20 protein-coding genes are annotated in these 23,165 nt (G+C 71.0%); 15 read left to right on the top strand and 5 right to left on the bottom strand.

Translation table 11 applies throughout. From position 1 onward, the window contains the following. The first annotated feature begins 8 nt into the window (after positions 1-8). The 3 genes from FS641_RS02795 (at position 9) to FS641_RS02785 (ending at position 1,952) form a co-directional block, all read left to right on the top strand. A complete protein-coding gene (locus tag FS641_RS02795) occupies positions 9-488 on the top strand; it encodes an FHA domain-containing protein (RefSeq protein WP_144759509.1) in 480 nt (159 codons plus the stop codon). Further along, positions 488-1,192, top strand: a complete 705-nt coding sequence (locus tag FS641_RS02790) for a MerR family transcriptional regulator (RefSeq protein ID WP_144759506.1) — start codon at positions 488-490, stop codon at positions 1,190-1,192. Before FS641_RS02795 ends, FS641_RS02790 begins: the two co-directional genes overlap by 1 nt. Positions 1,193-1,391: 199 nt before the next feature. Beyond that, positions 1,392-1,952 carry a MerR family transcriptional regulator gene (locus FS641_RS02785; RefSeq protein WP_186317542.1) on the top strand — a complete coding sequence of 187 codons (561 nt, stop codon included), beginning with the start codon at positions 1,392-1,394 and terminating at the stop codon, positions 1,950-1,952. A gap of 462 nt (positions 1,953-2,414) precedes the next feature. On the opposite strand, the gene FS641_RS02780 is transcribed toward FS641_RS02785, so the two are convergent. Next, complete coding sequence (locus tag FS641_RS02780; RefSeq protein ID WP_144759503.1) at positions 2,415-3,233, bottom strand: ParA family protein; 819 nt, start codon at positions 3,231-3,233, stop codon at positions 2,415-2,417. Positions 3,234-3,293: 60 nt separating this feature from the next. On the opposite strand from FS641_RS02780, the gene FS641_RS02775 reads away from it, so the two are divergent. The 3 genes from FS641_RS02775 (at position 3,294) to FS641_RS18340 (ending at position 7,466) form a co-directional block, all read left to right on the top strand. Continuing rightward, the gene (locus FS641_RS02775) at positions 3,294-6,704 is read left to right on the top strand and encodes a pyruvate carboxylase (RefSeq protein WP_144759500.1); all 3,411 of its coding nucleotides are present in this window, start codon (positions 3,294-3,296) and stop codon (positions 6,702-6,704) included. Between the two features lies 1 nt (position 6,705). Then, positions 6,706-7,209 carry a peptide deformylase gene (locus FS641_RS02770; protein WP_144759497.1) on the top strand — a complete coding sequence of 168 codons (504 nt, stop codon included), beginning with the start codon at positions 6,706-6,708 and terminating at the stop codon, positions 7,207-7,209. A 128-nt stretch (positions 7,210-7,337) separates the two neighbouring features. Beyond that, positions 7,338-7,466: a hypothetical protein gene (locus FS641_RS18340; RefSeq protein ID WP_260855619.1), complete on the top strand. Its 129-nt coding sequence runs from the start codon at positions 7,338-7,340 to the stop codon at positions 7,464-7,466. Between the two features lie 86 nt (positions 7,467-7,552). On the opposite strand, the gene FS641_RS02765 is transcribed toward FS641_RS18340, so the two are convergent. Then, positions 7,553-9,421 (bottom strand): long-chain fatty acid--CoA ligase, encoded by a 1,869-nt coding sequence (locus FS641_RS02765; protein ID WP_313957790.1) that lies wholly within the window; start codon positions 9,419-9,421, stop codon positions 7,553-7,555. A 122-nt stretch (positions 9,422-9,543) separates the two neighbouring features. Between FS641_RS02765 and FS641_RS02760 the strand changes: the two genes are divergently transcribed. The 3 genes from FS641_RS02760 (at position 9,544) to FS641_RS02750 (ending at position 12,731) form a co-directional block, all read left to right on the top strand. After that, entirely contained in the window at positions 9,544-10,497 is a 954-nt protein-coding gene (locus tag FS641_RS02760) for an ROK family glucokinase (protein ID WP_144759491.1), read from the top strand. Positions 10,498-10,535: 38 nt separating this feature from the next. After that, a complete protein-coding gene (locus FS641_RS02755; protein WP_144759488.1) occupies positions 10,536-11,261 on the top strand; it encodes a 1-acyl-sn-glycerol-3-phosphate acyltransferase in 726 nt (241 codons plus the stop codon). An 84-nt stretch (positions 11,262-11,345) separates the two neighbouring features. Beyond that, the gene (locus FS641_RS02750) at positions 11,346-12,731 is read left to right on the top strand and encodes a class II 3-deoxy-7-phosphoheptulonate synthase (protein WP_260855618.1); all 1,386 of its coding nucleotides are present in this window, start codon (positions 11,346-11,348) and stop codon (positions 12,729-12,731) included. 72 nt (positions 12,732-12,803) lie between these two features. On the opposite strand, the gene pknB is transcribed toward FS641_RS02750, so the two are convergent. Next, positions 12,804-14,819 (bottom strand): Stk1 family PASTA domain-containing Ser/Thr kinase, encoded by a 2,016-nt coding sequence (gene pknB / locus FS641_RS02745; RefSeq protein ID WP_144759482.1) that lies wholly within the window; start codon positions 14,817-14,819, stop codon positions 12,804-12,806. A gap of 118 nt (positions 14,820-14,937) precedes the next feature. Further along, a complete protein-coding gene (locus FS641_RS02740; RefSeq protein ID WP_260855616.1) occupies positions 14,938-16,173 on the bottom strand; it encodes a LysM peptidoglycan-binding domain-containing protein in 1,236 nt (411 codons plus the stop codon). 196 nt (positions 16,174-16,369) lie between these two features. Here FS641_RS02740 and FS641_RS02735 point away from each other — a divergent pair, with 196 nt between their 5' ends. Continuing rightward, on the top strand, positions 16,370-16,702 hold the full coding sequence (locus FS641_RS02735) for an Rv2175c family DNA-binding protein (RefSeq protein WP_395878824.1): 333 nt from the start codon (positions 16,370-16,372) through the stop codon (positions 16,700-16,702). 115 nt (positions 16,703-16,817) lie between these two features. Here the strand turns inward: FS641_RS02735 and FS641_RS02730 are convergent, their stop codons facing one another. Continuing rightward, positions 16,818-17,936, bottom strand: coding sequence for a polyprenyl synthetase family protein (locus FS641_RS02730; RefSeq protein WP_144759479.1), 1,119 nt, complete (start codon positions 17,934-17,936; stop codon positions 16,818-16,820). A gap of 82 nt (positions 17,937-18,018) precedes the next feature. Between FS641_RS02730 and FS641_RS02725 the strand changes: the two genes are divergently transcribed. The 5 genes from FS641_RS02725 to FS641_RS02705 all read left to right on the top strand — a co-directional run bounded on the left by FS641_RS02725 (position 18,019) and on the right by FS641_RS02705 (position 23,155). Next, the gene (locus FS641_RS02725) at positions 18,019-18,405 is read left to right on the top strand and encodes a DUF3040 domain-containing protein (RefSeq protein WP_144759476.1); all 387 of its coding nucleotides are present in this window, start codon (positions 18,019-18,021) and stop codon (positions 18,403-18,405) included. 694 nt (positions 18,406-19,099) lie between these two features. Further along, positions 19,100-19,531 carry a division/cell wall cluster transcriptional repressor MraZ gene (mraZ, locus tag FS641_RS02720; protein ID WP_144759890.1) on the top strand — a complete coding sequence of 144 codons (432 nt, stop codon included), beginning with the start codon at positions 19,100-19,102 and terminating at the stop codon, positions 19,529-19,531. Between the two features lie 106 nt (positions 19,532-19,637). Beyond that, a complete protein-coding gene (gene rsmH / locus FS641_RS02715; protein ID WP_144759473.1) occupies positions 19,638-20,609 on the top strand; it encodes a 16S rRNA (cytosine(1402)-N(4))-methyltransferase RsmH in 972 nt (323 codons plus the stop codon). A gap of 1 nt (position 20,610) precedes the next feature. Continuing rightward, positions 20,611-21,348 carry a hypothetical protein gene (locus FS641_RS02710; protein WP_144759470.1) on the top strand — a complete coding sequence of 246 codons (738 nt, stop codon included), beginning with the start codon at positions 20,611-20,613 and terminating at the stop codon, positions 21,346-21,348. A 37-nt stretch (positions 21,349-21,385) separates the two neighbouring features. Then, entirely contained in the window at positions 21,386-23,155 is a 1,770-nt protein-coding gene (locus tag FS641_RS02705; protein ID WP_144759467.1) for a penicillin-binding protein 2, read from the top strand. Positions 23,156-23,165: the final 10 nt, after the last annotated feature.

Here is a 23,165-nt window from a genome sequence, read left to right as displayed (position 1 = left end):
GGTCCACGATGCCAGATCCAGTGGTTCCGCAGCCGCAGGGAGCACGAGCCCCGGAGCAGCGGCTGGTCGACACGACGCTGACCTTCAGCATGGACATGGGCGCCGCGCTGACGCCGGAGTCCGGTGTCTCACCCGAAGAGCGCGACGCGATCAACGCCCTGCCGTCCGGCTCGGCACTGCTCGTCGTGCGTCGCGGCCCGAACGTCGGCGCCCGGTTCCTGCTCGACTCCGACGTCACGACGGCCGGTCGCCACCCCGACGCCGAGATCTTCCTCGACGACGTCACGGTCTCGCGCAAGCACGCGCAGTTCGTCCGCACCGGGACGGCGTTCCGCGTGAAGGACCTCGGGTCGCTCAACGGGACGTACTTCGACGGCACCCGGATCGACGAAGCGCCGCTCACCGACGGCGCCGAGGTCCAGGTCGGCAAGTTCCGCCTGACGTTCTACGCATCCCGGGTCGACCTGGCGCGCCTGGCGAACGCGTAGTGGCCGCCCGCTCGGCCGCGGCGCGGTCGGGTTCGCCGGCCGCGGACCTGCTGACGATCGGCCAGGTCATCGCCCGGCTCAAGCCGGACTTCCCGGACCTGTCGAGTTCGAAGCTGCGGTTCCTCGAGGAGCGTGAGCTCGTCACGCCGATCCGGACGGCGAGCGGGTACCGCAAGTTCTCCGCGGCCGACGTCGAGCGACTCCGGATCGTGCTCGGCCTGCAGCGCGACCACTACCTGCCGCTCAAGGTCATCAAGGAGTACCTCGCCGACCTCGACGCCGGTCGCGAGCCCGTCCTGCCCGGGGGTGGTGACGGCCCGAAGCCCTCCATCCTCGGGGGCGAGAAGCGGTACTCGCGCGACGACCTCGTCCGTGCGGCCGGCGCGACCCCGATGCTGCTCGCGGACGCCGTGTCCGCATCGCTGCTGCCCGCGTCGGAGACCTTCGGCGAGGACGCCGTGGTCGTCCTGAAGGCCCTCGTCGAACTCCAGCGGACCGGCATCGAACCCCGGCACCTCCGCACCTTCCGGTCCACCGCGGAGCGCGAGGTCGGGCTCATCGAGTCGGCCCTCATGCCCGTCTCCCGCCGCGGGGACGCCACGTCGAAGGCCAAGGCGCTCGAGGCCGCGCGGGAGATCGCCGGTCACCTCGAGGTGATCCGCTCGAACCTGATCCGCGCGGCGATCGGACGGATGGACGCATGACCCGGGACCCGCGCGGGCCCTGTCGGGGAGTCGGTGCCGGGGCGTATCCTCGACACGCCGGACGCGCCGAGTCGGATGTCCCGCGTCGGAGCCGTCGGAGTCGCTACCGTGGGAACCGGCACAACTCTCAACCCGTCGTTGAAGCTTCGGATGAGGGCTCGATCGTCCTGGAAGGCAGTCCAATGAGTGGGGTAGTTCGATGAGCGACAGTGGTACCCCCGGCACCCCGTCGGACATGACGCGGTACGACCTCGGGCTGCTCTTCACCGACGGGCTCCCGGAACACGACGAGCAGAACGGCTACCGCGGCACCGTCGCCGCCAAGGCCGCCGGGATCAGCTACCGCCAGCTCGACTACTGGGCCCGCACCGAACTCGTGCAGCCGACCATCCGCGGCGCCGCGGGTTCCGGTTCGCAGCGGCTGTACGGGTTCCGCGACATCCTCGTCCTGAAGCTCGTCAAGCGCCTCCTCGACACCGGCATCTCGCTCCAGCAGATCCGCACGGCCGTCAACCAGCTCCGCGAGTCCGGCGTCTCGGACCTCGCCCAGACGACCCTGATGTCCGATGGAGCCTCGGTCTACCTGTGCACCTCCGACGACGAGGTCATCGACCTGGTGTCTCGCGGTCAGGGCGTGTTCGGCATCGCGGTCGGCAAGGTCCTGCGTGAGGTCGAGAGCTCCCTGGTCGAGCTCGACGCGACCCCGGCAGCCGACCCCGCCGACGAGCTCGCCGCGCGCCGCGCAACCCGCGCTTCCTGACCCGCCCGCGGGCAGGCGCCCGTTCCCGTGCGCGTTCCCGTTCCCGTTCCCGTCGAGGTTCCGCAATTCGCGCACCTCGACGCGTCGGACCGCCGCTTCGTGGAACCCCCACGGACCTGAGCGGCGAGTCGTGGAACCTCGAGATGCGCGTGCGCGTGCGCTGTGCCCGTGCCCGTGCCCGTGCCCGTGCCCGTGCGCTGTGCCCGCGTGCCCTCCGTGCCCTGCCCCGAGTGGTCACGACACCCCGCCTCCCGCGCGTCGAACGGTCGGAGATCGTCGCCGCACGGCACTTCGCGCGACCGTTGTCGACCACTCGGGGGAAATGAGCGGTGCGTCGTGACCACTCGTCGGGTGTGGGATCGATTCCGGTCCGGGCGACCCAGCACCCTGACGAAGCCCCGAACGACGAAACCCCCGGCAATCCGTGCCGGGGGTTTCGCTGTGTCGGGAGCCGCGGGGCCGTCACTCGGCGGGAGGTGCTCCGTCGGCGTACGGCCCGATCTTGCCGGTGCGCATGATCCGCTCGAGCAGCTGGTCGAAGTTCCGCGCCATCTCCTGCGCGGACTCGCCCGGCCACACGTGCAGGGGCTTCGCTGCACCCTGGGCCTGCTGCAGGGAGGTGCGCTCGGGCAGCTGCGGCGAGAGCACGAGCGGCCCGAACATGTCGCGGAGTTCCTTGATCCGGAACTGGTGCTCGAGCGACTGCACGCGGGCGCGGTTCACGATGATGCCGAGCGGCTGCAGTCGGGGGGACAGACCGCGGCGGATCTCCTCGATCGCACGGAGTGCTCGGTCGGCGGCGGCGACGGAGAACAGCCCGGGCTCGGTGACGACGGAGACCCGGTCGGAAGCGGCCCACGCGGTGCGGGTCAACGCGTTCAGGGACGGCGCACAGTCGATGAGGACGAGTTCGTAGTCCTGCTCGACATTGGCGAGCGCCTCTTCGAGCTTCCAGATGTCGCGGATCGACGGGTGCGGGCCGTCGAAGTTGATCGCCGAGGGCGAGCCGACCATCACGTCGATCTTGCCCTGGGACCCCTTCGTCCACCCCGACGGCGCGATGGCCTGGCGGACGATCTTCTCCTTCGGGTTCTCGAGCACGTCGGCCACGTTGAGGTGGCCGGCGATGTCGATGTCGAGGCCCGTGGAGACGTCCGACTGGGGGTCGAGGTCGACCACCAGCGTTCGCAGTCCCTTGGCGAACGCGGCCGAGGTCAGGCCGAGTGTGACCGTCGTCTTGCCGACACCGCCCTTGAGAGAGCTCACGCTGAGTACATGCACGTTGAGCAACGTTACCGCCAGTAGGGTGGTCTCACCTGACCCAGCGCTGAAAGGGCCCGCGTGTTCCGCAAGATCCTCGTCGCCAACCGTGGTGAGATCGCGATCCGTGCCTTCCGCGCGGCGTACGAACTCGGCGCCCGGACCGTCGCTGTCTACCCCTACGAAGACCGCGGTTCGCTGCACCGTCTCAAGGCGGACGAGGCGTACCTGATCGGGGAGCGCGGGCACCCGGTCCGGGCCTACCTCGACGTGTCGGAGATCATCCGCGTCGCGCGGGAGTCCGGCGCCGACGCGATCTACCCCGGCTACGGCTTCCTGTCCGAGAACCCGGACCTCGCCGCGGCCGCCGCCGCGAACGGCATCACCTTCATCGGCCCCGGCCAGCACGTCCTCGAGATGGCGGGCAACAAGGTCACCGCGAAGGAGCACGCGATCGCGGCCGGCGTCCCGGTCCTCGCCAGCACCCCGGCCAGTCGCGACGTCGACGAGCTCGTCGCCGGCGCCGCGGCCATCGGGTTCCCGGTGTTCGCCAAGGCCGTCGCCGGCGGTGGCGGTCGGGGCATGCGCCGCGTGGAGACCCCCGAGGAGCTCCGTCCGGCGCTCGAGGAAGCGATGCGCGAGGCCGACAGCGCGTTCGGCGACCCGACGATGTTCCTCGAGCAGGCCGTGCTCCGCCCGCGGCACATCGAGGTGCAGATCCTCGCCGACGCGACGGGCGATGACGCCGGCACGATCCACCTCTTCGAGCGTGACTGCTCCGTCCAGCGCCGGAACCAGAAGGTCGTCGAGATCGCCCCGGCGCCGAACCTCGACGCCGACGTCGCCCGGGCGCTGCACCGCGACGCCGTCGCGTTCGCGAGGTCGATCGGGTACGTCAACGCCGGCACCGTCGAGTTCCTCCTCGACACCGTCGGCGAGCGTGCCGGCCAGCACGTCTTCATCGAGATGAACCCGCGCATCCAGGTCGAGCACACGGTGACCGAGGAGGTCACCGACGTCGACCTGGTGCAGTCGCAGATGCGCATCGCCGCGGGGGAGACCCTCGGCGACCTCGGCCTGTCGCAGGACACCGTCGCCGTGCACGGTGCGGCGCTCCAGACCCGCATCACGACCGAGGACCCCACGCAGGGCTTCCGTCCGGACACGGGGCGCATCACCACGTACCGCAGTCCCGGTGGCGCCGGCGTCCGGCTCGACGGCGGCACGGTGGCCACCGGCGCACAGATCAGCCCGCACTTCGACTCGATGCTCGCGAAGATGACCTGCCGTGCGCGGGACTTCCCGAGCGCCGTCGCCCGGGCCAAGCGCGCCCTGGCGGAGTTCCGCATCCGGGGCGTCAGCACGAACATCCCGTTCCTGCAGGCCGTGCTCGACGACCCCGACTTCGCCCGCGGCGACGTCTCGACGTCCTTCATCGCCGAGCGACCGCAGCTGTTCGCCGGGCACGTGTCGAAGGACCGCGGGACGAAGGTCCTCAACTGGCTGGCCGACGTCACGGTGAACCGACCGAACGGCGAGCGTGGCGCGCAGATGGTCGATCCTGCGCTGAAGCTCCCGAGGGTCGACCTGACGACAGCGCCGCCTCCCGGTGAGCGCCAGCGCCTGCAGCAGCTCGGCCCGGCGGCATGGGCCGAGTCCCTCCGCGCCCAGACCGCGCTCGCGGTCACCGAGACCACGATGCGCGACGCCCACCAGTCCCTCCTGGCGACCCGGGTGCGCACCAGAGACCTGGTCGCGGTGGCCCCGCACGTGGCGCGGCTGACGCCGCAGCTGCTCAGCATGGAAGCGTGGGGCGGCGCGACGTACGACGTCGCACTCCGCTTCCTCGTCGAGGACCCGTGGGAACGCCTGGCGGCCCTGCGCGAGGCCATGCCGAACATCCCGATCCAGATGCTGCTGCGTGGACGCAACACCGTCGGGTACACGCCGTACCCGACCGAGGTGTCCGACGCCTTCGTGGCCGAGGCAGCCGCCACCGGCGTCGACGTGTTCCGCGTGTTCGACGCCCTCAACGACGTCAGCCAGCTCCGTCCGGCCCTCGACGCCGTCCTCGCGACGGGCACCGCCGTGGCCGAGGCCGCACTCTGCTACTCGGGCGACCTGCTCGACCCCGCCGAGGACCTCTACACGCTCGACTACTACCTCCGCCTGGCGGAGCAGATGGTGGCGGCTGGTGCGCACGTCATCGGCGTCAAGGACATGGCCGGGCTCCTCCGTGCCGGTGCGGCGGAGCGGCTCGTGACCGCACTCCGCGAACGGTTCGACCAGCCGGTGCACGTCCACACGCACGACACCGCCGGCGGCCAGCTCGCGACGCTCCTCGCCGCGGCCCGTGCCGGCGCCGACGCCGTGGACGTCGCCGCGGCGCCGATGGCCGGGACGACGAGCCAGCCGAGCATGTCCGCGCTCGTCGCCGCACTGGCGCACACCGAGCGCGACACCGGCATCTCCCTCGCCGCCGTCGGCGACCTCGAACCCTACTGGGAAGCGGTGCGTCGCGTGTACGCCCCCTTCGAGTCCGGGCTCGCCGGTCCCACCGGCCGTGTCTACCAGCACGAGATCCCGGGCGGGCAGCTCTCGAACCTCCGCCAGCAGGCGATCGCCCTCGGGCTCGGCGACCGGTTCGAGCAGGTCGAGGACTGGTACGCCGCGGCGAACCGGATCCTCGGGCGCCCGACCAAGGTGACGCCGTCGTCGAAGGTCGTCGGGGACCTCGCGCTCCAGCTCGCGGCCGTCGACGCCGACCCGGACGACTTCGAGCAGAACCCGCAGCAGTACGACGTCCCGGACTCCGTCATCGGCTTCATGGCGGGTGAGCTCGGCGAGCTGCCCGGCGGCTGGCCCGAGCCGTTCCGCTCGAAGGTCCTGGCCGGTCGCACGGTCTCGCTCGAGGTCACGCCCGTGCCGGACGACGAGCGCGCGCACCTCGCCACCCCGGGTCCGGCTCGCCGCGCCGCGCTCAACCGGCTGCTCTTCCCGCAGCCCACGGCCGCGTTCCAGCAGGTGCGCGACGAGTACGGGGACCTGTCGACGGTGTCGACCCTGGACCACCTGTACGGCCTCCGTCAGGGCGAGGAGCACGTCGTCCCGCTCGGCCCCGGCGTCGACCTGCTCGTCGGGCTCGAGGCGATCGGCGAGGCGGACGCGCGGGGCGTCCGCACCGTGATGGCGACGCTGAACGGGCAACTCCGTCCCGTGGCGGTCCGCGACCGGTCGATCCACGTCGAGACGAAGGCCGCCGAGCAGGCGGACCGGTCCGACCCCAGACAGGTCGCGGCACCGTTCTCCGGTGTCGTGACGCTCAAGGTCGCCGTCGGTGACGTCGTCGAGGCCGGAGTGGCCGTGGCGAGCATCGAGGCGATGAAGATGGAAGCGGCCATCACGGCGCCCACCGGGGGCACCGTCGGCCGTCTCGCGATCCCGGTGACCCAGCAGGTGGACGCCGGCGACCTCCTGGTGGTGCTGCAGTAACGTGACCGTCCGTCCCATCCGCCTGTTCGGCGACCCCGTCCTCCGTTCGCCGGCCGACCCGATCGCGCCGTCGGCGCTCGGGTCCCCGGGGATCCGCGACCTCGTGCAGGACCTCGTCGACACCGTCCGCGAACCCGGCCGTGCCGGCGTCGCCGCCCCGCAGATCGGCGTCGGGCTGCGCGCGTTCTCCTACAACGTCGACGGGGAGGTCGGCTACGTCCTGAACCCCGAGGTCGTCGAGGTGTCCGGTGAACCCGAGCTCATGGACGAGGGCTGCCTCTCGGTGCCGGGACTGGCGTACCCGACCTCGCGGTACCCGTACGCGAAGGTCCGCGGCGTCGACGTCGACGGGAACGAGGTCGTCGTCGAGGGCACCGGGCTCATGGCCGAGGCGCTGCAGCACGAGGTCGACCACCTCGACGGGACCGTGTACGTCATGACGCTGGCGCCGGAGACCCGTCGGCAGGCGCTCCGGGACATCCGGACGCAGGACTGGTTCCACTGAGCCGCGTGCGGATCACCGCACGATCGTGACACCCGGACGCGGGATTGTCGCCTTGTCCCGGCAGCGAGGTACCGTGTCCGGGTCGGCCCCCCACCGGCACGGATTCCCACACCCACCCAGGACGCACGATGGCACCTCAGGACGACGAGCTCAGCTCGCACCGCACCCGCACCAACCGCCGACCGGAGCCGGTCCCGACGACGTCCGCCACGGCCGTCCTGGACCCCGCTGACGCTCCGGACGGGCGCAACGGCTGACTGACGAGACGTGACGCACTGGAGGCCCGGTGCCGGTCCGACGGACCGGCACCGGGCCTCCAGTCACACCCGCTCGCCGGGCCGGATCAGCGCCGGCGGCGTCCCGCCACCACCGGCGTCGCGGTCGTCTGCACCTTCGACCCGGAGTAGATGTGCTCCACGTCGGCCGCGAAGTCCCGCATCACGACGTTCCGCTTGATGGTGAGCTTGGGCGTGAGGTGCCCGGACGCCTCGGTCAGCTCGGTGTCGATGATCGTGAACGAGCGGACCGACTCGGCACGCGACACGTGCGCGTTGCCGGCGTCGATCGCCTCCTGCACGGCGGCGTGCACGCGCTCGTCGTAGGCGGCCTCGTGTGCGGAGAGCGCCGGGGTGATCCCACGCGCCTGGCACCACCCGGGCAGCATGTCCCGGTCCAGGGTCACGAGCGCCGCGACGAAGGGCTTGCCCTCACCGACCACGACGACCTGCCCGACCAGCGGGTGCTCACGGATGCGGTCCTCGAGCGGTGCGGGGGCGACGTTCTTCCCGCTCGCGGTCACGATGAGCTCCTTGGCGCGTCCGGTGACCGTGAGGACGCCGTCGCCGTCGAGTCGACCGAGGTCGCCGGTGCGGAACCAGCCGTCCGCGAAGGCCTTCGCGGTGGCCTCGGGGTTCTGCCAGTACCGGTCGAACACGTCCACGCCGCGGATGAGGATCTCGTCGTCGTCGGCGATGCGGACCTCGACGCCGGGCAGTGCGCGCCCGACCGTGCCGATGCGGAGCTCCGCGGCCCGGTTCACGGTGGCCGGTGCGGTCGTCTCGGTGAGGCCGTAGCCCTCGAGGATGAGGACGCCGATCGACCGGAAGAAGTGCGACAGTCGCGGGCTGAGCGGTGCCGAGCCGCTGATGGCGTACTGCACCCGGCCGCCGATCGCGTCGCGGAGCTTGCAGTACACGAGCCGGTCGAACAGGCGGTAGCGCAGCGCGAGCAGGAGCGGCACCCGACCGGCGGCGACGGCCTCGGAGTGCGCGACGGCGGTGTCGGCCGCGGCGCGGAACACCCGGCCGCGCCCGCCGAGGTCGGCCTTCTGCTCGGCGGAGTTGTAGATCTTCTCGAACACCCGCGGGACCGCGAGCAGGAACGTGGGCCGGAAGGTCGCCACGGCCCGCATCAGGTCCTTGGTGTCCGGCTCGTGGCCGACGAGCGTGCCGGCGGAGATCGACATGACGGCGATGAAGCGGGCGAACACGTGGGCCATCGGGATGAACAGCAGGGTCGAGGCGTCGCCCGCGATGATCTCGCTCATCGCCTCGGTCGATCCCTCGACGGTGGCGGTGAAGTTGTCGTGCCGCAGCACACAGCCCTTCGGCCGACCGGTGGTGCCCGACGTGTAGATGATCGTGGCGTCGTCGTGCCCGTGCACGGATGCCGTCCTGGCGTCGAGGTCGGCGTCGGACACGTCCTCGCCGAGGCGGACGAGGTCGTCGAGCCCGCCGCCGTCGATCGTCCAGTGCTGGCCGAGGTGCGGCAGGGCCTCGGCGATCCCGGCGACACGGCGGGCGTGCTCCTCCTGCTCGACGACGATCGCGACGGACTCGGAGTCGCCGAGGATCCACTGCACCTGGTCGGGGGAGCTGGTCTCGTAGACCGGCACCGACACCAGGCCGGCGGTCCAGATCGCGAAGTCGACGAGCGTCCACTCCAGCCGCGTGCGCGACAGGATCGCCACGTGGGCTCCTGGCTCGAGGCCGGCGGCGACGAACCCCTTCGCGATGCCACGGACCCGGGCGAGCACGTCGGACGCGGGGATCGTCGACCACGTGTCGCCGTTCCGCTGCCCGAGGAGCGGGCGGTCCGGTGTGAGTCGCGCGCGGTCGGCGAGCAGTCGTGCCGCCGAGCCGTGGTCGGGTGCGACGGGTGCCGTCGTCGGGGTGGTGCCTGCGCCGGTGGTGGCGGGCCGCTGATCGTTCACGGTGACTCCCTTGTCGGCCGATTCGATTCGAGTTCGCCTCATCTTCGAGGGCTCTGATCCCAGCATAGGGCGCGATGCGCGGCGTTCGATGAGAACGCACCGAACCGGTAGGCTCGGTCCTCGTGCACGCCATCGGAATCGACATCGGGGGGACCAAGATCGCGGGAGCGGTCGTCTCGGAGCTCGGCGAGATCCTCGCCGAGGACCGCGTCGCCACGAACGCTGCGGACCCGGACGCCATGCTCGACGACGTCGTCGCGATGGTCTCGCGACTGCGTGCCGCGCACGAGGTGAGCGCCGTCGGTGTCGCCGCTCCCGGCTTCATCGACGCCTCGCAGTCGATCGTCTACTACACGCCGAACATCCGCTGGCGGAACGAGCCGCTGCGGCAGAAGCTGCAGCAGCGCGTCGGCGACGTGCACATCACCGTCGACAACGACGCCAACGCCGCCGGCTGGGCCGAGTTCCGGTTCGGGGCCGGGCGGCTCGTCTCCGACATGACGATGCTCACGATCGGCACCGGTGTCGGCGGCGCGATCGTCACCGAGGACCGGCTGTTCCGTGGCGGTTTCGGCACCGGCGGCGAGATCGGACACCTCCGCATCGTCCCGAACGGCCTGCCCTGCGGCTGTGGCGCGCGCGGTTGCATCGAGCAGTACGGCTCCGGCCGGGCACTGCAGCGGATGGCGAACGACGTCGCCGACGCCGGCGGCATCGGCGTCGCGCTCGCCCAGGCGCGGGACGACAACGGCGGGCACCTCGACGGCAAGGTCGTCGGGGACCTCATCCTCGCCGACGACCCGGGTGCGCTCGCGGCGCTCCGGCGGCTCGGCCGGCACCTCGGCGAGGCATGTGCCTCGCTGTCCGCCGTGCTCGACCCGCAGCTGTTCGTCTTCGGCGGCGGCGTCGCGAGCGCGGGGGAGCGCCTCCTCGAGCCCATCCGCCAGGCCTACCTCAACAACCTCCCCGCCCGCGGGTACCACCCGGAGCCGGAGTTCGTGATCGCCGAGCTCGTCAACGACGCGGGCGTCGTCGGCGCCGCGGACCTCGCGCGCATCCACGCCCGGACGGCCTAGGGCCCGCCTCCGCCGCCCGTCCCGAACTGGAGTCGACGATGCTCTACTGGCTGCTGAAGAACTTCCTGCTCGGCCCGCTCATCCTCACGCTCTTCCGGCCCTGGGTCGTCGGGCGTGAGCACGTGCCGACGTCGGGCCCGGTGATCTTCGCGTCGAACCACGTGTCGTTCATCGACTCCGTGATCCTGCCCGCCGTGCTCGACCGGCGGATGTCGTTCCTGGCCAAGAGCGACTACTTCACCGGGCGCGGCCTCAAGGGCTGGGCGACGAAGACGTTCTTCAACGCGATCGGTCAGCTCCCGATCGACCGCTCCGGCGGCAAGGCGTCGGAGGCGTCGCTCCGCACCGGCCTGCAGGTGCTCGCGCGCGGCGAGCAGCTCGGCATCTACCCCGAGGGCACGCGGAGTCCCGACGGCCGGCTCTACCGGGGGCGCACGGGCATCGCGCGGATGATCCTCGAGGGACGCGTCCTCGTCGTCCCCGTCGCGATGATCGGCACCAGGGAGGTGCAGCAGATCGGGCAGCGGATCCCGAAGTTCAAGCGCGTCGGCGTCGTCTTCGGCAAGCCCCTCGACTTCTCCCGCTTCCAGGGCTTCGAGACCGACCGCTTCATCCTGCGGAGCGTCACGGACGAGGTCATGCACGAGCTGGCCGGCCTGAGCCGCCAGGAGTACGCGGACGTCTACGCGACGAGCGTCAAGGAACGGGCCAGTTCCGCGCGGGAGAAGGTCATGCGGGAACGGCAGGGCACGGCCGCACGTTAGGCTCTGATGGTCCCGGCACGCCCGCCGGGGCGGACCCCGGCCGTCGGTCGGGGCACCACCATCGAGGAACACCGAGGTACCCCCTTGTTCGAGTCGACCGACTTCGTCGCCCTGCAGGATCCGGACGTCATCGAGGGCCTCGACTACTGGCGGACGCTCCCGATCAAGCAGCAGCCCTCCTGGCCGGACCAGGCAGCAGCCGAGGCTGCCTCCGCCGAGATCGCGGCGCTGCCCCCGCTCGTCTTCGCGGGCGAGGTCGACCAGCTCCGCGACCGCCTCGCCGCCGCCGCGCAGGGCAAGGCGTTCCTGCTGCAGGGCGGTGACTGCGCCGAGACCTTCGCCGGTGCGACCGCCGACTCCATCCGCGACCGCGTCAAGACGATCCTGCAGATGGCCGTCGTCCTGACGTACGGCGCCTCGATGCCCGTCGTCAAGATGGGTCGGATGGCCGGACAGTTCGCCAAGCCGCGGTCGAGCGACTTCGAGACGCGCGGCGACGTCACCCTGCCGGCGTACCGCGGCGACATCGTGAACGGCTACGACTTCACGCCGGAGAGCCGACAGGCCGACCCCCGTCGTCTCGTGCAGGGCTACCACACGGCCGCGTCGACCCTGAACCTCGTCCGCGCCTTCACGCAGGGGGGCTTCGCCGACCTGCGCCAGGTGCACTCGTGGAACAAGGGCTTCGCGTCGAACCCGGCGAACGCCCGGTACGAGCACCTCGCGAAGGAGATCGACCGCGCGATCCGGTTCATGGACGCCTGCGGTGCGGACTTCGACCAGCTGAAGCACGTCGAGTTCTTCGCCTCGCACGAGGGCCTGCTCATGGACTACGAGCGTCCGATGACCCGCATCGACTCCCGTTCCGGTCTGCCGTACGACACGTCCGGCCACTTCATCTGGATCGGGGAGCGCACGCGCGACCTCGACGGCGCGCACGTCGACTTCCTCTCGCGGGTCCGGAACCCGATCGGCGTCAAGCTCGGGCCGACCACCTCGGTCGCCGACATGGAGGCGCTCATCGAGAAGCTCGACCCGAACCGCGAGCCGGGTCGTCTGACCTTCATCACCCGGATGGGCGCCGGCCGGATCCGCGACGAGCTGCCCAAGCTCCTCGAGGCGATCAAGGGCATGGACGCGAACCCGCTCTGGGTCACCGACCCGATGCACGGCAACGGGCTCACGACCCCGTCCGGGTACAAGACGCGCCGCTTCGACGACGTCGTGGACGAGGTCCTCGGCTTCTTCGAGGCGCACCGCGAGGCCGGCACCTACCCGGGCGGCATGCACGTCGAACTCACCGGTGACGACGTCACCGAGTGCCTGGGCGGCTCCGAGCAGATCGACGAGGCGACGCTCGCGACGCGCTACGAGTCGCTCTGTGACCCGCGGCTCAACCACATGCAGTCGCTCGAGCTCGCGTTCCTGGTCGCCGAGGAACTGAGCGCGCACCCGTACACCGCGCGGTAGTCGCGACCACGGGAGAGACGCGGGGCCCGGTGCCAGCTGGCACCGGGCCTTGCGTCCTCGAACCTGCCGCGTCTACTGGTCGTAGCTCAGCGTGACCGTGTCGCCCTTGTGCACCGTCGTCCCCGCCGCGGGGTCGGTCGCCTTCACCGGCAGGCTCGACTTCCAGTCGTAGAACCCACAGAGGATGTTCGTGCAGTTCGGCACGGACACCTTCAGCCCGAGGTTCTCCAGCGTCGACGACGCCTGGTTGATGGTCTTCCCGTGCACGTCGGGGAGCACGATCGGTGCGGGGCCCCTGGACACGACGAGGTCGACCGCGGTGCCCTTGACCGCCGGGTCGGCCTGCGGCGTCGCTGAGATGACCCGGCCGTCCGCGACGCTCTCGCTGTACTGCTCGTCCTGCTTGCCGACCGTGAGCTCGACACCCTGCAGGGTCGTCTCGGCGTCGGACACGGTCTTGCCCACCACGTCGGGGACCGGCCCGAGGGAGACCGTCAGCGTCACCGGCCCGCGTTCGCCGTACTCGGTGACCGTCGTGAGGTCGACGCTGTTGCCGTCGGCGTCCCGCCCCGTGGCCGCGATGACGGTGTCCTTCGCGGCGTCGGCGGAGAACTGGTACCGGGGGTCCTGCAGGTCGAAGTCGTCGTCGAGCGCGGCGTCGGCGGTCGACACCGACTGCCCGACGATCGCGGGGAGGGCGATCATCTTCGGGCCGTCCGACACCAGGATCTGCACCGAGGTGCCGCGGCGGACCTCGCGCGAGGCAGCGGGGGCCGTCGCCGACACCTGACCCTTCGCGACGACGGCGTCGAATCGGGTGCCCGTCCGGTCGGCCGCCTGGAGTCCCTCCGCCTGGAGCAGCTGTCGTGCCTGGGACACGGACTTGCCGGCGACCTGCGGGATCCGCACGTTGCCGCCGGGACCCGGTCCGAAGTACCAACCCACCCCGGCGGCGACGAGGGCGAGGACGACGACGACGACGAGCAGGACCCACCCGCGCTTGCGCCGCCGTGCGGACTTGTCGGCGAGGCGCTGGCTGGCCGGGGAGAGCGCACCAGGTGCGTTGCCGGTCCGTCGTGGTCCCGGGGCGTTGCCGCCGGGGCGCCGCGCCGGGCCGGTGCTCCGGTCGGTGCCGCGCGGTTCGAGGACCGTGGTGGCATCGGAGGTGTCGGGCGTGGGCGCGCCTGCCGGCAGGATCGCCGTCGCGTTCTCCGGACGGAGGATCGCCGTGCGGTACTGACCGGTCGCCCGCTGCTCGTTGCCGGTGATGTGGTCGAGCATCTCGCGGGCGTCCCGCGGTCGGTCGTCGGGGTCGCGTGCCGTGGACCAGGCCACGAGTTCGTCGAGGTGGTGGGGGACGCCGGGGACCGCCAGGCTCGGGGCGGGCACGGTGTCGTTCGCGTGCTGGTACGCGATCTGCATCGGCTGCTCGCCCTTGTACGGCTGCTCGCCGGTGAGCATCTCGTAGAGCATGATCCCGACCGCGTAGATGTCGCTCCGCGAGTCCGCCGCGCCACGCGTGACGAGCTCGGGGGAGAGGTACGCGATCGTGCCGAGCAGCGCAGCACCCGTGGCGGTGTTCTGCGTCGAGGCGCGGGCGAGCCCGAAGTCGCCGAGCTTGATCCGCCCGTCGTCGGCGAGGAGCACGTTCTCCGGCTTCAGGTCGCGGTGCACGATGCCGGCGCGGTGCGCGGACGCGAGGCCGGCGAGCACGGCGCGGAGGATGTCCGTCGCCTGCTCCGGGGTCAGCGCACGGTGCTCCTGCAGGAGGTCGCGCAGCGTGATGCCGGGGATGTACTCCATCACGATGTACGCGGTGTCGTCCTCGGCGCCCTGGTCGTACACGCCGACCAGGTTCGGGTGCGACAGCCGGGCGGCGGACCGGGCCTCCTGGATGAAGCGCTCCCGGAACCCGGGGTCGTCGGCCAGGTGGCCGTGCATGATCTTGATCGCGACCCGCCGCTCGAGGCGGACGTCGGTCGCCAGGTACACGGTCGCCATGCCCCCGCGCGCGATGCGGGAGCGCACGCGGTACCGCTGATCGATCATGCGACCGATCATCGGGTCCGTGGCGGCGTTCGTGCTCATCGGCGGCATTCTACGAACGCCGGACGCGGGAGGAGGTGTCGGCGCACCGGTCGTGATCCAATCTCGATCGGAGGGATGACCCGGCGCCGCCGACGGAGCGACTCCGTCGGGGACGGACTCAGAGCGTGGCCAGCCAGGCGGTCGCCGACTGCTCCCACTGCGCGTAGGCCTTCGGGTAGGCGGAGAGCTGCACGGCCTGTGCGGCATCGGTGACGCTCATCGACGACCACCCCTGGACGTCGAGCAGCCCGGCGGTGGTGCCGGCGTTCGGGTTCGCGCGGCCGCCGAAGAAGAGCTTCGCGGCGTACGTCGGGTCCTGCAGCTGTGCCGCGGTGCCCCAGCCCTGGCTCGGACGCTGCTGGAACAGCCCCACGGAGTCACGGTCGCCGTGGGACAGGTTCCGGAGGCCGGACTCCTGCATGGCTGCGGCCAGGGCGATCACGAGGCCCCGGTCCGGGACGCCGAGGCTCCGGCCGACCCGCACGATGGTCTCGGCGTTCGCGCGCTGTTCGGTCGTGAGGGACGGACCGGACGACGGCAGGACGAGCGTCTTGCCGGCGTAGATCGTGCTCGTGTACGTGAGGCCGTTCGCGGACAGGAGCGCCGACACCGAGACACCGTGTGCCGAGGCGATCGTCGCGATGGTGTCGCCCGTGCCGATCGTCACCGAGCCGCCCTTGGACGTCGACGGGGCCGGAGCCGCAGCCGGTGCGGTGTGCGCCACCGCCGGTGCGCTGCTGACCGGCGCGGGTGCACCGGCCTGCGGCACCGTGAGGGTCTGACCAGGGAAGATCACGCTGCCGAGTGAGAGCGCGTTCGCGCCGAGGAGTGCCGTGGTCGAGACGCCGACCCGCGCAGCGATGCCGGAGATCGTGTCGCCCTGCTTCACGTGGTAGGTCGACGACGACGGCGTGGTCGTGGCGGCGGCGGCGCTCACCACGGGCGTCGAGGCCAGGCGCAGCGACTGCCCCGGGTGGATGATCGTGTTCCAGCCGAGCCCGTTCCGCACGAGGATCTCCTGCGCGGACAGGCCGTACCGGGCGGCGATGCCGGAGACGGTGTCGCCTTGCCGGACCGTGTAGGTGGTCGGTGCCTGCTGAACAGCGGCCACGGTCGAGACGGTGGTCTGCCCCGGGCGGGCGACGGCGGTGCCGAACACGGATCGGTGCCCGACGTTCTGGTCCGCGTCGACGTGTCGCCTGCTGTTCCCGTCGTCGTCGTGCCGCGGCTCGGCGTGGGCGACGGGGCCGGTCAGACCGGCGGTGACGGCGATCGTCCCGGCGAGGACGATCGGCATGGTCGCGAATCGAGCGGAACGCGCTCGGCGTGCTCGCTCCTGGGCGTCGGTGTCCACGGTGTGCTCCTGTCTCCGGGTGAGCCGTGCGCACGCGGGCGCGCACTCACAGGTGACTCCACGCTGGCATGTCGTGAATCGCAAGTCAACCAGAGAGTCAAGTGTGGTGTTCGTGACCAATGTGACTCATGTTGTGGTCCGCTCGAGCGCTCCTCTCTGGCAACATGGGCGTGTGAGTGCCACACCCACGGATGACGTGACCCTTTCCGAACGCTGGCTGACGGTCCCGGACCTCGTCGACATGCTCGGCGTGAGCCCCGGCCGCATCCACCGCCTGTTCGAGCAGCGCACCCTGCTGCCCGCCCGCATCGACGGCGTGCTGCGCGTGCCGAGCGAGTTCCTCGACGAGGGGGAGCCGTTGCCCGAGCTGCGCGGCACGCTCATCGTGCTGAGCGACAACGGCTTCTCCGACGACGAGGCGGTGCGCTGGATGCTCGCCGTCGACGACGCCATCGGCGACTCGCCGATCAACGCGCTGCGCGCCGGCCGCAAGGCCGAGGTGCGTCGCATCGCGCAGTCCCTGCTCTAGCCGCGACGGACTGGAGGCTCGGTGCGGCCCCGCACCGACCCTCCAGTCCGCCTGGTGGTCGCGTCGCCGGTCTGTCCGCGGTGATGTCCGCGTGCGCCAGCTCGTGCGGCGCTCGCTACGCGACGCGGCGGCTGACGGTGTCGGCGAGGGACGCGAGCTGCTCGCGGGCCGACGGCGTCAGGGGAGCGGCGTCGAGTGCGGCCTTCGCGCGCTGCACGTGCCGGTCGATCGAGCGCTCCACCGCCGTGACGGCACCGGAGTCGGTGAGCGTCGCGCGGAGCATCTGGACCTGGTCCTCGTCGAGGTCCGGGTCGCCGAGGAGCTCGTCGAGCAGGGACCGCGCCCCGCCGGGGAGCGCCTTGCGTGCCGTCGCGATGAGCACGGTGCGCTTGCCCTCGCGGAGGTCGTCGCCGGCAGGCTTCCCCGTGACCTCCGGGTCGCCGAAGACCCCGAGCATGTCGTCACGCAGTTGGTAGGCCACCCCGAGCGGGAGGCCGAAGGAGCGCAGACCCTCGAGCTGTGAGTCCGTCGCGCCGGCCACGAGTGCGCCGATCACGAGGGGCGCCTCCACCGAGTACTTGGCGGACTTGAAGACGATGACCCGCTGCGCGCGGAGGAGCTGCTCGCTCTCGTCCACCGTCGGCCAGGCGGTCTCCTCGTGCACGTCGAGGTACTGCCCCGCCGTGACGTCGAGTCGCATCGCGTGGAACTCCTGGCGGACGATGCGCGCGCGGACGGGGTCGAGGAGCGCGAGGCCCTCGTCGAAGACCGCGTCGCTCAGGGAGAGGAGCAGGTCGCCGAGGAGCAGCGCCGAGTTCGTGCCGTACAGCGCGCGGTCGCCGACCCACCCGGACTCCTGGTGGCGGGACTCGAAGCGGCGGTGCGCGGCCGGTCGGCCACGACGGGTGTCCGAACGGTCCATGATGTCGTCGTGCACGAGCGCCGCGGCGTGGAAGACCTCGAGCGCGGCGGCCACCGTGACGATCGCCTCCGCGGTGGTCTGTCGGGACCCCTCGGCGAGCGGGTCGAACGACCCGGAACGGCCCGCGACGGACTGCCAGCCCCAGTAGCAGAACAGGGCACGGAAGCGCTTGCCGCCGGACAGCAGGTCCCGCGCGAACTCGTCGAACGGAGCGAGGTCCGGACTGATCGCGAGGAGCCGATCCCGTTGCTCGTCGAGCGCCCGATCGATCCGAGCCGAAACGAGGTCCACTAATCGCGTACTCTCAGCCACGATCCCTACCTTAGTGGGTGGCCGAGACATAGAATCGGTCCATTGACCACGCGTTGATCCCAGGGACAAAGAGGGAATCAAGATGCCACTCTCGGAGCAAGAGCAGCGACTTCTCGAAGAGATGGAGCGCAGCCTCTACCAGAACGACTCCGACTTCGTGGCGCGCGTCACCCGGCGGCAGGGGCGTCCGACGTACACGTCGATCACGCTCGGGGTCCTGGGCGCGCTCGCTGGAGTCGCCGTCGTCATCCTCGGGTTGGTCCTCCGCCAGCCCCTCATCGGCGTCGTGGGCTTCGTCGTGATGCTCGCCGGCGTGCTCTTCGCGCTCCGACCCGGCATGCGAGCGCCGCGGTCCGGCCAGGCCCCTCGGACGACGTCGTCCGGTGGTGCTCGTCGGCCGTCGTCGGGCGGGTCCTTCATGGACCGCATGAACAACCGCTGGGACAAGCGGAACGACCAGAGCCAGTAGCGCTCGCTCCACTTCCCTCCACGGGGTCGACCTCTCCAGGTCGGCCCCGTTTTCGTTGTGCGGGGGCTGCGCGCGCGCCGGCGGGGTGGGGGACTCGGAACGACAGCGTCGCTGTCGTGCGACATCGGCGCTGTCGTTCGGGGTCGACGTGCGGCGGGCCCGCAGCGTTGCGCGCGCATGGAGCGACATCGGCGCTGTCGTGCGACATCGACACTGTCGTTCGGGGTCGGCGAGCGGTGAGCACGGTGCGAGCGGCGCCGTCGGGGGAGGTCGGCCGCGTCCCGGATCCTTGAGCGTGCAAGGAGCGACATCGTTGCTGTCGTGCGACATCGACGCTGTCGTTCGGCGTCGGCACGAGGTGAGCCCGGGTCGTTGCGCGCGCATGGAGCGACATCGTCGCTGTCGTGCGACGTCGGCACTGTCGTCCTGAGTCGGCAGCAGCAGGCACGCCCCGCGCGCTGATCCGCCTCCACCGCCTGCGAAAGTCCTCCACTTCCCTCCCCGGAGCGCACATCGCCCACCGACGCCCGTGATTCCGGGCCTCCCGGACGCTGACGTGCCGATTCCTCCCGCCGGAAGCGCCCCCAGAACGGGTGTCGAGCCGTGTCTGGGGAGGGAATTCACCCCGTGGTGGAGGGAAGTGGAGTACGGTGGGGGACATCGACAACCGGTGGAGCTGAGGGGAGGCCCCGACGTGCTGCTCGGTACCCATGCCCCGAAGCTCGACGAGAAGGGTCGCGTGATCCTCCCCGCCAAGTTCCGGGACGAGCTGTCCGGGGGTCTCGTGATGACCCGCGGGCAGGAGCGGTGCGTGGTGGTCTTCAGTGCCAGGACGTTCGAGGAACTCCACGAGCGGATCCGTCAGGCACCGATGACGTCGAAGCGCACCAGGGACTACATGCGCCTGTTCCTCTCGGGGGCCAGCGCAGAACAGCCCGACAAGCAGAACCGCGTGACGATCCCGCAGAACCTCCGTGAGTACGCGGGGCTCGAACGGGACCTCACGGTCATCGGCAGCGGTGACCGTGCCGAGATCTGGTCGACCACCGCGTGGGAGGCCTACTACGCCGAGGCCGAAGAGGCATTCGCCGAGAACGACGAGGAGGTGATCCCGGGCATCTTCTGATCCGCGGATCGGGACTCCCAGCCGTGAAGCCCTGACACACCTTCCCCGGTGTCAGGTCGCATGGATGGGGATCCGGACCCGCGGCTCACGGAGAGCAGGGCCACACATGGCAGAGGACACCACACCCGCACCGGAACAGCGCTTCCCGCACACCCCGGTCATGCTCGAACGGATCGTCGACCTGTTCACCCCGACGCTCGAGGGACCGGGCAAGGTCGTCGTCGACGCGACGCTCGGCATGGGCGGTCACTCCGCGGGGCTGCTCGAGCGGTTCCCCGAGCTGACGCTGATCGGGCTCGACCGCGACACCGACGCGCTCGGCATCGCGGGGGACCGGCTCGCCCGCTTCGGCGACCGCGTCCACCTCGTGCACACGGTGTACGACGAGATCCTCGACGCGATCCACGGCGAGGGGTTCGACGAGGTCGACGGCGTGCTGTTCGACCTCGGCGTCTCGTCACTCCAGCTCGACCGCGCCGAGCGGGGCTTCGCGTACAGCCAGGACGCGCCGCTCGACATGCGGATGGACCGGACGCAGGGCATCACCGCTGCCGAGGTCCTCGCCGAGTACGACGAGGCCGAGCTCCGCCGCATCTTCCAGCGCTACGGCGAGGAGAAGCTCGCGGGCCGGTACGCCAAGGCCATCGTCGAGCGCCGCGCCGAGGAGCCCTTCACGATGTCGGGCGACCTCGTCCAGGTGCTGCACGACGCCACGCCGGTCGCGATCCAGCGGCAGGGGCACCCGGCGAAGCGGGTGTTCCAGGCGCTCCGCATCGAGGTCAACACCGAGCTCAGCGTCCTGCAGCGGGCGATCCCCGCAGCGCTCGACGCGATCGCGGTCGGCGGTCGGATCGTCGTGGAGTCGTACCAGTCCCTCGAGGACCGCATCGTCAAGCGCGCGCTGGTCGAGCGCACCACGTCGAGCGCCCCGGCCGACCTGCCGGTGGAGCTCCCCGAGCACGCCCCCACCTTCTCCCTGGTCGTCAAGGGCGCGGAACTGGCCGACGAGGCCGAACGCGCCGCCAACCCCCGAGCAACACCCGTGCGTCTCCGCGCGGCCGAGCGGATCCGGAAGTGACATGAGCACGAACCTCGCACTCGTCGACCCCGTCGTCGCCCCGTCGCGTGCACCGCGACCGTCCTCGTCGCGCCCGGAGCTCGTCGAGGTCACCCCGACCCGCGCACAGCGACGGGCCCGACCGCGCATCGCCTACGCGATCGTCGCGGTGGCGGCGCTCGGGCTGCTGCTCCTGGCGCAGCTCGGGATCAGCATGGTGCTCAGCCAGGGGGCCTACCAGCTCAACTCGCTCAACGCCGAGCAGACCGAACTCGGTCGGACGCAGCAGTCCCTCTCCGAGGAACTGCGCGTGCTCGACTCGCCGCAGAACCTGGCCAGGAACGCGCAGGCCCTCGGCATGATCGCGAACTCGACGCCGGTGTACCTCGACCCGAAGACCGGTCGTGTCTACGGGACGCCGACACCGGCGACCCCGGGTGAGGCGACCGGCAACACCGCGAACCAGGTGCCCAACTCGCTCCTCGACGGCGTCCCGCTCGCCGCCAAGCAGGGCGACACCTCGACGAGCAAGGAGACCGGCGCCACTGCCGGCACCGCCGACGCGACCGCCGGCGCCTCCGACGCATCCGGGTCGACCCCGGGCAAGACGGGTGCGGCCGGCACCGCCGCTGCCCCCGATGCCGCGCCCGCCACGGGCGACGCTGGGAACACCGGCGCGGCCAGCGCGTCGGACTCGGGTTCGTCGAAGTCCTCCGTAGAGTCCGACCCGAACCAGCTCCAGGCACCCACCACCAGGTGACCGCGGGCAGCACACCGCACGGGAAGGACCGCACCGCGTGACGAAGACGATCCGCAACCGTCGACTCCGGTACAGCGTCGTGATCATCGCCGTGATCGCCCTGGTGGCGGTCTTCGTGATCCGACTGGTCGACATCCAGGTCGTCCAGGCCGCCGAGCTCAACAAGGCGTCGAGCGCCAAGCGCAGCATCCCCGTGACGCTCTACGGCACCCGCGGCTCGATCGTCGACCGGAACGGCACCGAGCTCGCCGACAGCGTCACGCGCTACAACATCACGACGGCGCCCCGGCTCGTGAAGGACTTCCAGGGCAAGCTCGGCGGGACCCGCCTGAAGGACGTCTCCGTCTCCGAGGCGCTCGACGCGATCGCGAAGGCCTCCGGGGGTGACGCCGCCGCCATGCAGAAGGCGATCGACGCCGACCCGAAGTCCGACTTCGCCTTCCTGGTGAAGGGCCTCGACGTCGACCACTACGAGGCCGTGCAGGCACTCGCGGTGCCCTGGCTCTACCCGCAGCAGCAGACCGCCCGCACGTACCCCACCGGTGCCACGACGGGCAACATCACCGGCTTCATGGGGACCGACGGTGCCCAGGCCGGCCTGGAGTACGCGTACAACAAGTGCCTCGCCGGCACGAACGGGTCCGAGACCTACGAGCGCGGCGAGGACGGCGTCCAGCTGCCCGGCAGCACCGTCACGACGAAGGAAGCCAAGGACGGCGGGACGCTGCAGACCACGATCGACAGCGACCTGCAGTACATGGCCCAGCAGGACATCGCCGACGCCGCGCAGCAGCTGGGCGCCCAGTCGGCGACCGCGACCGTCACGAAGGCGAAGACGGGCGAGGTGCTCGCCGTGGCGGACTGGCCGACGGTCGACCCGAACAACGTCGACGGCACCACCGACAAGGGCGCGTTCGGCTCCCGTGCCATCACCGACACGTACGAGCCGGGGTCGACGATCAAGGCCGCGATCGCGGCGGCCCTGATCGACCAGGGCAAGGCCACCCCGACGACCGGCGTCGTCGTGCCGTACGAGCGCACGTTCCCGTGGGGCGGCAAGATCCACGACTCCGAGTACCACGCGACCGAGAACCTCACGCTGACGGGCATCCTCCGCGACTCCTCGAACGTCGGCATCACCGAGCTCGGCAGCCGGCTCTCGCAGCAGCAGCGGTACGACTTCATGAAGAAGTTCGGCCTGTTCCAGCCCGAGTCCGCCATCGACTACCCGGGCCAGCCGGCCATGCAGTACGGGGCCAGCCCGGACTGGAGCAGCCAGACGGACATCAACTCGATGTTCGGGCAGGGCATCTCCACGACGGCCATGCAGGTCGCGAGCATCTACCAGACCCTCGCGAACCAGGGTGTCCGGATCCCGCTGCACTTCGTCAAGGGCTGCACGCTCCCCGACGGCACCACGATCGACGCGCCCGACGTGCAGGGCGAGCGCGTCGTGTCCGCGAGCGCCGCGACGCAGGTCGTCGACATGCTGCAGAGCGTCATCAAGGGCGGCACGCTGATGGGCATGGACCCGATCTCGGGCTACAACGTCGCGGCCAAGACCGGTACGGCCGAGGTCGCCGAGGGCTCGAAGGGCTACGGCAGCCAGCGCATCACCTCGGTGGCCGGAATGGCACCCGCCGAAGACCCCCAGTATGTTGTCACGGTGACGTTCACGAAGCCGCAGACCAACAAGTGGTCGAGCGGAGCGGCTCCGGCGTTCCGCACACTCATGTCCCAGGTGCTCGAGAAGTACCGAGTAGCCCCCTCCACGTCCGAGGCGAAGCTGTACCCGCCCACGTGGTGAGGAAGAAGGA

The sequence above is a fragment of the Curtobacterium sp. 9128 genome, from assembly GCF_007673775.1.
Classification (GTDB): Bacteria; Actinomycetota; Actinomycetes; order Actinomycetales; family Microbacteriaceae; genus Curtobacterium.
The sequence above is the reverse complement of the archived record's forward strand: the minus strand, read 5'-3'. Positions and strand labels throughout refer to the sequence as shown.